The organism is Mesorhizobium escarrei (genome assembly GCF_935825525.1).
Taxonomy (GTDB): domain Bacteria; phylum Pseudomonadota; class Alphaproteobacteria; order Rhizobiales; family Rhizobiaceae; genus Mesorhizobium; species Mesorhizobium escarrei.
The window spans coordinates 48970-56348 of the sequence record NZ_CAKXZT010000129.1; the positions used below are offsets into that span (position 1 = coordinate 48970).

A 7379-nucleotide genomic window follows, 5' to 3' on the forward strand; every position below is an offset into this window, starting at 1 on the left:
CGCGGCATGAAACAGGCAGGAGGCGACGATCGCCGCCGTCCATTTGCGGCTCATGGCTGACGGTCGGGTGGCAGGCGCAAGCGGTCCGGTCGGCGCAATCGCCAGTTCGCCATCGGCGTCGGGGAGGGGACTGATGTTCTGCATGGCTCGCGGCGAGACCTGCCGCAACCGGCGCGGACTTGTCAAATCAACATCATTTGCCCCAGCGGCAACAGGCCGGCCTCGTACCCGCTTCCAGACTGCCTTTTCAGACCCCGAAGGCGATGCCGGTCTTGGTCTCGGTCTTCAGCCCACGCATGCAAGCGTCAGGCTTGATGCCGGTGCCGGCGCATTCGGTGGCGCTGTTGATCAGCACGCGGCTGACCTTGGCGCAGTCGGCGCCCGCAAGATCGAAACGCGTCACCTTGGTCTTGCCCGCCGGCAGGTCCTTGAAGTCGAGCACGGTCAGCCGGTCGACGACGCCGGCCTCGTTGAACAGCGCGATCTCGAACGCCGCCTTCGAGAGGTCGGCGCCGAGCGTATTGTTGACCACGAAGGTCAGACGGCAGCCCTTGTCGGAGGGTTGTGCGCCATTGAGCTCAAGCGTGAGAGCAGGGGCCGGCGCGGACTGTTGCGCCCACGCCGGACCCATCGCAAGCGGCATGGCCAGCACCGAGGTCAGCAGGCGAAGCGATGCCGTCACGCGTGTCATTGTCGTCAGCCTCCAAATCGCATTGTCGCCGCCAGCTTGAGCGTGACGCCTGGCTCGTAAACTACACTCGTGGCCGATGCATTCAACGGGTTGGTGTATTTGACGTCGAACAAATTGTCGGCGCGGAAGTCGACCTTGAGATTGTCGGTCGCCTGGTAGCTGGCGAAGGCGTTGACCAGCGTGTAGTCCCTGGCCACCGGGTTGCCCTTCGGCTTGCCATTATACTGTACCTCGCCGCCGACGGTCAGCTTGTCCTTCAGAAAGCGGAAGCCGAGTTGCCCGGTGACCTGCGAAGAGGGGACGGTGACGAGGTCTGCCCGCTCGCCGTCGTAAGAGATGGTGTGGCCATCGATGATCGATGCAGAAAGCCCGGCGAAACCCCAGCTCGCGTCATAGACGGCTTCCATTTCGAAGCCGCGGATCCTGGCTTCTGCAAAGTTCTGGTACTGGAAGCAGATCGGGATGCCGGGGCCGAACGGGCAGCCGCTGGTCGGGTCGAATGCCGAAAGCGTTACACCATCGATATAGTCGTCGACATCGTTGTTGAAGTAGGCCGCCTTAAAACGAAACGCGTCATCGGCTTCGAGGAGGTCGTCGTGCTTGTAGTTGACGCCGAATTCGACGGTCTTGCCGATTTCAGGCTTCAGATCAGGATTGGGGAGAAACGGAAAGCTGACGCCTGCCGGATGATTGCCGCTGATGAGGGTTTCCGACAGCGACGGAGAGCGATATCCCTCGGCATAGGTGCCGTAGAATTGCAGTCCCGAAAGGCTGGCGGTTTCGAACGGCGAGACGCCGACGGTGATGCGCGGCGACAGCCGGTCGCCGGAGGTTTCGCCGACATCGCTTTCGAGCCTGTAGCTGTCGTAACGCAGGCCGGCGATAATTTCGAGCCAGTCCCAGCTGAGCTTGTCCTGGATGTAGGCGCCGGAAACGTTTCGCTTGCCCGAAGGGGTATAGAAACTGGCGCCGCCTGCGGCGCCACCCGTCTCGACATCGTCGCCAACCCAGTCGCCGCCATAGGTCAGCTCGTGCGCAATGCCGGCGGTCTCGAACCGCGAGGTGTTCCAGATGTCGATGCCCGAAGTGCCGACATCGAAAGTCGACATCGAGCCCGCCGGCAGGACGATGGGAAGACCGGTGACCGGATCAACCGGTTTTGCGGAACCAGGCTCGTCATCTCCATGTTGGTCTTGTTATAGGAGACGTTGACGTGGAGATCGAGCCAGCTCTTGTCCTCATCGGTGATGTTGTAGCGCGCCGTGAAGGTATTCGCCTCCAGGTCGACGTCATTCACCGGTGTGCCGCCGCTGACCTCGTTCCAGCCGTCGCTCGTGCCATTCCAGCCCAGCTTCAGCTCGCTGTTTTCGCTCGGGCGGATGGTGGTCTTGAGAAGCCCGCTTAAAACGTCGAAGCCGGTGCCGTTGACCGTATCGCCGCCGCCATCCTTGTAGTCGTCGTAGTCGCGATAGACGATGTTGCCGAGGACATCCCAGTTTTCGTTGAAACGGTAGGCGCCGGCAGCGCTGGTCGTCCAGCCTTCGCCGTTGCTCTCGTGGCGTCCGGTCGCGGACGCCGCCCATGTCTCGCCGTCGCGAAGATAGTCGTCCGCGTCCTTGGTCTCGAACAGGACGACGCCGCCAATGGCCCCCGAGCCGTAGGTGTTGGCGACCGGGCCGCGAATGACGTCGACGGATTTGATGAGCTCCGGGTCGATATAGAAGGTCGATTGCGGGCCGTGGTCGGAGCGCTGGAAATTCTGTCGCGCACCGTCGACGATCACCGCGACGCGGCCGAAATCCTGCAAGCCACGGATGTTGATTGAGGAACTGACGCGCCTCGCGTCGGCCTGGACCGCCACACCCGGCACACCCAACAGCATGTCGTTAAGCCTCGTCGCCATGCGGCGTTCCAATTGCTCCTGATCGACATGGCTGACGGAGGCCAGGGAATCGATCGCCGTCTCGCTGGTGCGGCTGATGACTAGAATCTGGTCGAGCAGCGTTGCGCCTGCCGCGGCCGGCACAGCCTGCTCAGGCGTCTGCGCCTGTTTGGCCTGCTGCTGATCTGGTGCGGTTTGGGCGGCTTGTTGGGCATTGGCTGACGGGGTGAGCAGCGCGATCGCCGCAGCACCCGCCAGCAATGCCGCCATTCCGTTTGGCATCGGTCGATGCCCCAGAACGCCATGCCCCAGAATTCTATGCCAAGGATCCGGGCTGCTATTCGCCAGACCCGGCCGACCCCAATTCGCCAACCCCATGCCCCAACTCCAAATGTCCTGGTTCGATGCTGGCTGGCTGGACGCTTGCCGGCTTTTCGACGTGTCCGGCTTCTTAAATCTTGACTTTACAAGTCCGGTATTGCACTGACTAATAAACATGAGTATTTAATTCAAGAAATTAAACGGCATTTCACGCAAGCGTCGAGCCAGCCGACCAGGCCCGGCCCAGGAAAGGGATCGAACCAGATGAACACGCACAATCCCAATGACTTTCGGCCCAATGACTTTCGGCCCAGAGACGTTCGCCGCAATGACTTTCGCGATCGCGTCCGCCGTTCCGACGACAATTCGGCTCGTTTCGATCGGGTCCCGTTGACGGTGAGGACCCTGTCCAGCAACGCCCTGTTCCAGGGCGAGCACGAGATCGGCATCGAGCATCACGGAGCGCTCTACCGGTTGAAGATCACCCGCCAGGGCAAGCTCATCCTCAACAAGTAGGTAATAAGAATATGGACCAGCGCGTAAAGCCCGCGCCGCACGAGATCCGGCGGGCGCGGGCAGACAATCCGAAGACGCGCGAGCGCGATCTCGCCGCCCAGCTTGGCATTTCGGAGGCCGAGCTGGTCGCCGCGCATTGCAGCGACGGCGTCGTCCGCGTCGAGCCGCGCGTCAATGATCTTCTGACCGGCCTCGAGGCCGTCGGCGAGGTCATGGCGCTGACGCGCAATGAAAGCGCTGTGCACGAGAAGATCGGCGTCTACGACAAGGTCGTGACCGGTAACCACAATGCCATGGTGCTTGGCGAGAACATCGACCTGCGCATCTTCCCGAAAGTCTGGGCGCACGGCGTTGCCGTCGAAAAGCGCGACGGCGGCGATATCAGGCGCAGCCTGCAGTTCTTCGATAAGGCAGGCGAGGCGGTGCACAAGGTGCATCTGCGGCCGGCGTCGAACCTCTATGCCTATCAGAAGCTGGTGGGCGAACTGGAATCGCCGAACCAGGAGTCGACCGTTTCGATCTCAGAAGGCGGGCTTGAAAGCGGGGCCGAGGCTTCCGACGCTTCCGCTGACGTCGACGATCTGCGCGATCGCTGGAGCCGGCTGACCGACGTGCATCAGTTCTTCGGCATGCTGAAGACGCTGAAGCTCGACCGCCGCCAGGCGATGCGCATGGTTGGCCAGGATTTCGCCTGGCTGCTCGACAACGATGCCGTCAGCGCCATGTTTGATCATGCCGCCGAGGGCGAGATGCCGATCATGTGCTTTGTCGGCAATCGCGGCTGCATCCAGATCCATTCGGGCCCGATCAAGTCGATCAAGCCGATGGGGCCGTGTATGAACGTGCTGGACGAGGCCTTCCACCTGCATCTGCGGACCGACCACATCCAAGAGGTCTGGGCCGTGCGCAAGCCGACCAAGGACGGCCATGTCACGTCTCTCGAAGCCTATGGCGCCGACGGCAAGATGATCATCCAGTTCTTCGGCAAGCGCCATGAAGGCGAAAGCGAACGCGAGGACTGGCGGTTTCTGGCAGAGAACCTGCCGCGCATTCCAAGCCCGACGTCAGCCTGAGGAAAACGACGATGGCTCCTTTGCTTAAACGGGCCTGTGTTTTCAGAATGGCGCTTGGGGCCACGATGTGCCTTTGCGTGGCCTTTGCGCTGCCGGCCCGTGCTGCCGAAGCGACGGAGGTCTTCGCCGATCCGTCGAAGATAGCGGCCATCGGCGGTTCGATCACCGAGATCGTCTTTGCGCTCAGCGAGCAGGACCGGCTGGTCGCTCGCGATTCGACCAGCCGTTATCCCGAGGCGGCGCTCGGGCTGCCTGACGTCGGCTACATGCGCCAGCTGTCGCCGGAAGGCGTGCTGTCGGTCAATCCGTCAGGCATCCTGGCGCTGCACGGCAGCGGCCCGAAGGAAGCCGTCGACGTGCTGAAGACGAGCGTCCCGTTCATCGAGGTGCCCGAGCGTTACGACCGTGAAGGCATTCTCGAAAAGATCCGCATCGTCGGCAAGGCGCTTGGCACCGACGTCAAGGCCGATGCGCTTGCAGCCGAGATCGACGCCAGGCTGAAGGCCGGCGAAAAGCAGACGTCCGCGATCAAGGAGCGCAAGCGCGTGCTGTTCGTGCTGTCGATGCAGGGCGGCAAGATTCTCGCTTCCGGCGGCGACACCGCCGCCGACGGCATCGTCAAGCTTTCTGGCGGCGTCAATGCGATCGACGGCTATTCCGGCTACAAGCAACTGTCCGACGAGGCTGTCATCACCGCCAGGCCGGACGTGATCCTGATGATGAACAATGCCGGTCCCGGCGTATCGGACGACGAATTGTTCGCGCACCCGTCCATCCGGTCGACACCGGCGGGTGCGGCGCGCAAGGTGGTCCGCATGGATGGCGGCTATCTGCTCGGCTTCGGGCCGCGCACCGCCGACGTCATCCGCGACCTTGCCGCCTCGCTTTATGGCGGGCAGGCCGCGGACTGAGCGGGCGCCCGATGGTGGATCAATCGATCGCTGGTGCGGGCACTATGGCGACAGCATCCGATGGCGACCGTTCGCGGCGGGCGCGCATAGTCATCCTGCTTTTGTGCCTGGGACTTGCCGTTGCCGTTCTGTTGTCGCTGACCTCAGGCGCATCCGATGCCTCGGCCGTCAGCGTCATTGGCGATTGGCTGTTGGGTGCAGCACCCGGCAATGAGGCGATGAGCGCGCGAGACCGCCTGATCGTCTACGACATCCGCCTGCCGCGCGTCACGCTCGGTGTGCTGATCGGCGCAGCGCTTGCCGTCTCCGGCGCGGTGCTGCAAGGACTGTTCCGCAACCCGCTGGCAGACCCCGGTCTCATCGGCGTTTCGGCAGGAGCGAGCCTCGGCGCGGTGGCTGTCATCGTGCTTGGCGCAACGGTGCTGGCGCCGCTAATTTCAGTGCTGGGCACACTCGCTCTGCCGCTGGCGGCGCTCTGCGGCGGGCTGGCGACGACATTGCTGCTTTATCAGGTCGCCACTAGGCAAGGTCGAACATCGGTCGCCACCATGCTGCTTGCCGGCATTGCACTGGCGGCCCTTGCCATGGCACTGACCGGTATCCTGATCTTCATGGCTGACGACCGGCAGTTGCGCGACCTGACTTTTTGGCAGCTCGGCTCGCTTGCCGGCGCGACCTGGCAGAAAATCGGCTCCGTCGGGCCTGTGATCGTGCTGGCGCTGGCGGCGATGCCGTTCCTGGCGCGCGGCCTCAACGCGCTGGCGCTGGGCGAAGCCACCGCCGGCCATCTCGGCATTCCGGTGCAGCGGCTGAAATACACTGCCATCATCGGCGTTTCGGCTGCAGTCGGGGCGTCTGTCGCCGTCAGCGGTGGCATCGGCTTTGTCGGCATCGTCGTGCCGCATCTGCTGCGCCTGGCCATCGGCCCGGACAATCGTTATCTGCTGCCGGCGTCGGCCCTGCTTGGCGCTTGCCTGCTGCTGCTGGCCGATGCCGTCGCCCGCACCATCGTGGCGCCGGCGGAGCTGCCGATCGGCATCGTCACCGCGATCGCCGGCGCCCCGTTCTTCCTCTGGATCCTGCTGCGCAAGCGTGGCGTCGTTGATCTGTGAGTGGGGGACCTGTGAGTGGCGGACCCGCGAGAGGACTTTTCATGATCGAAGTGCGGGCATGATCGAAGCGCGGGATGTCTCGGTGGCGATCGGCGGCAAGCGCATCGTCGCCAATGTCGATTTCGACATGCGGCCTGGCGAAATCGCGGCCATCGTCGGTCCCAACGGTTCGGGCAAGACGACCTTCCTGAGGGCGCTGTCCGGCGATCTTGCCTATTCCGGAGAGGTCACCATCAACGGCCGCGACCTGTCGGCGATGAAACCGGTCGAGACAGCCATGCTGCGCGCCGTGCTGCCGCAGGCGACGACGCTGTCGTTTCCCTTCACGGTGCGCGAGATCGTCAGGTTCGGCCTGCTCGGCGGCCGCTCGGGCGCGCTGCCCGGCGAGGATGAGCGCCTGCCCGAACGGGCGCTGGCGCGCGTCGATCTCGACGGCTTTGCCGGCCGTTTCTACCAGGAGCTTTCGGGCGGCGAGCAGCAGCGCGTGCAGTTGGCCCGGGTGCTCTGCCAGGTCTGGGCGCCGGTCCTCGACGGCAAACCGCGCTATCTCTTCTTAGACGAGCCGGTTTCCAGCCTCGACATCAAGCACCAATTGATCATCATGAACATCGCCCGCGATTTCGTCAGAAGGGGCGGCGGCGTTGTCGCCATCCTGCACGACCTCAATTTGACGGCCATGTATGCCGACCGGATCTTCGTCATGCATCGCGGCAGGCTTGCCGCCACCGGCTCACCGCAGGACGTACTGAGCGACGATCTGATCGAAAAAGTGTTCGATTGCCGGCTGCGGGGCGGCGTGCTGCCGGCCGGAGACATGCCGTCGTCGCAGTCAGCGGCGTAAGTTCCCCTTCTTCCTTCTCCCCTTGTGAGGCC

Annotated in this window: 6 protein-coding genes and 1 pseudogene; 5 read left to right on the plus strand and 2 right to left on the minus strand. The window is 63.5% G+C overall.

What is annotated here, in order from left to right:
• Positions 1 to 247: 247 nt before the first annotated feature.
• Positions 248 to 691, minus strand: coding sequence for a hypothetical protein (locus NMG80_RS17660; RefSeq protein WP_254019274.1), 444 nt, complete (start codon positions 689 to 691; stop codon positions 248 to 250).
• A gap of 5 nt (positions 692 to 696) precedes the next feature.
• A pseudogene (locus NMG80_RS37890) lies at positions 697 to 2951 on the minus strand (TonB-dependent hemoglobin/transferrin/lactoferrin family receptor).
• Between the two features lie 207 nt (positions 2952 to 3158).
• Between NMG80_RS37890 and hemP the strand changes: the two are divergent.
• From hemP to NMG80_RS17695, 5 genes are read left to right on the plus strand one after another with little or no spacing between them, the layout of a single operon-like run.
• Positions 3159 to 3410: a hemin uptake protein HemP gene (hemP, locus tag NMG80_RS17675; protein ID WP_254019277.1), complete on the plus strand. Its 252-nt coding sequence runs from the start codon at positions 3159 to 3161 to the stop codon at positions 3408 to 3410.
• 11 nt (positions 3411 to 3421) lie between these two features.
• Positions 3422 to 4483, plus strand: coding sequence for a hemin-degrading factor (locus NMG80_RS17680; protein ID WP_254019278.1), 1062 nt, complete (start codon positions 3422 to 3424; stop codon positions 4481 to 4483).
• 11 nt (positions 4484 to 4494) lie between these two features.
• The gene (locus tag NMG80_RS17685; protein WP_436798632.1) at positions 4495 to 5394 is read left to right on the plus strand and encodes a heme/hemin ABC transporter substrate-binding protein; all 900 of its coding nucleotides are present in this window, start codon (positions 4495 to 4497) and stop codon (positions 5392 to 5394) included.
• Between the two features lie 11 nt (positions 5395 to 5405).
• Positions 5406 to 6506 (plus strand): FecCD family ABC transporter permease, encoded by a 1101-nt coding sequence (locus tag NMG80_RS17690; RefSeq protein ID WP_254019279.1) that lies wholly within the window; start codon positions 5406 to 5408, stop codon positions 6504 to 6506.
• Between the two features lie 58 nt (positions 6507 to 6564).
• Entirely contained in the window at positions 6565 to 7347 is a 783-nt protein-coding gene (locus NMG80_RS17695) for a heme ABC transporter ATP-binding protein (protein WP_254019280.1), read from the plus strand.
• The last annotated feature ends 32 nt before the right edge of the window (positions 7348 to 7379 follow it).

Bases quoted from the DNA above. Each gene is read 5' to 3' on its own strand.
- NMG80_RS17660 (WP_254019274.1), bottom strand. From the start codon at position 691: ATGACACGCGTGACGGCATCGCTTCGCCTGCTGACCTCGGTGCTGGCC.
- hemP (WP_254019277.1), top strand. From the start codon at position 3,159: ATGAACACGCACAATCCCAATGACTTTCGGCCCAATGACTTTCGGCCC.
- NMG80_RS17680 (WP_254019278.1), top strand. From the start codon at position 3,422: ATGGACCAGCGCGTAAAGCCCGCGCCGCACGAGATCCGGCGGGCGCGG.
- NMG80_RS17685 (WP_436798632.1), top strand. From the start codon at position 4,495: ATGGCTCCTTTGCTTAAACGGGCCTGTGTTTTCAGAATGGCGCTTGGG.
- NMG80_RS17690 (WP_254019279.1), top strand. From the start codon at position 5,406: ATGGTGGATCAATCGATCGCTGGTGCGGGCACTATGGCGACAGCATCC.
- NMG80_RS17695 (WP_254019280.1), top strand. From the start codon at position 6,565: ATGATCGAAGCGCGGGATGTCTCGGTGGCGATCGGCGGCAAGCGCATC.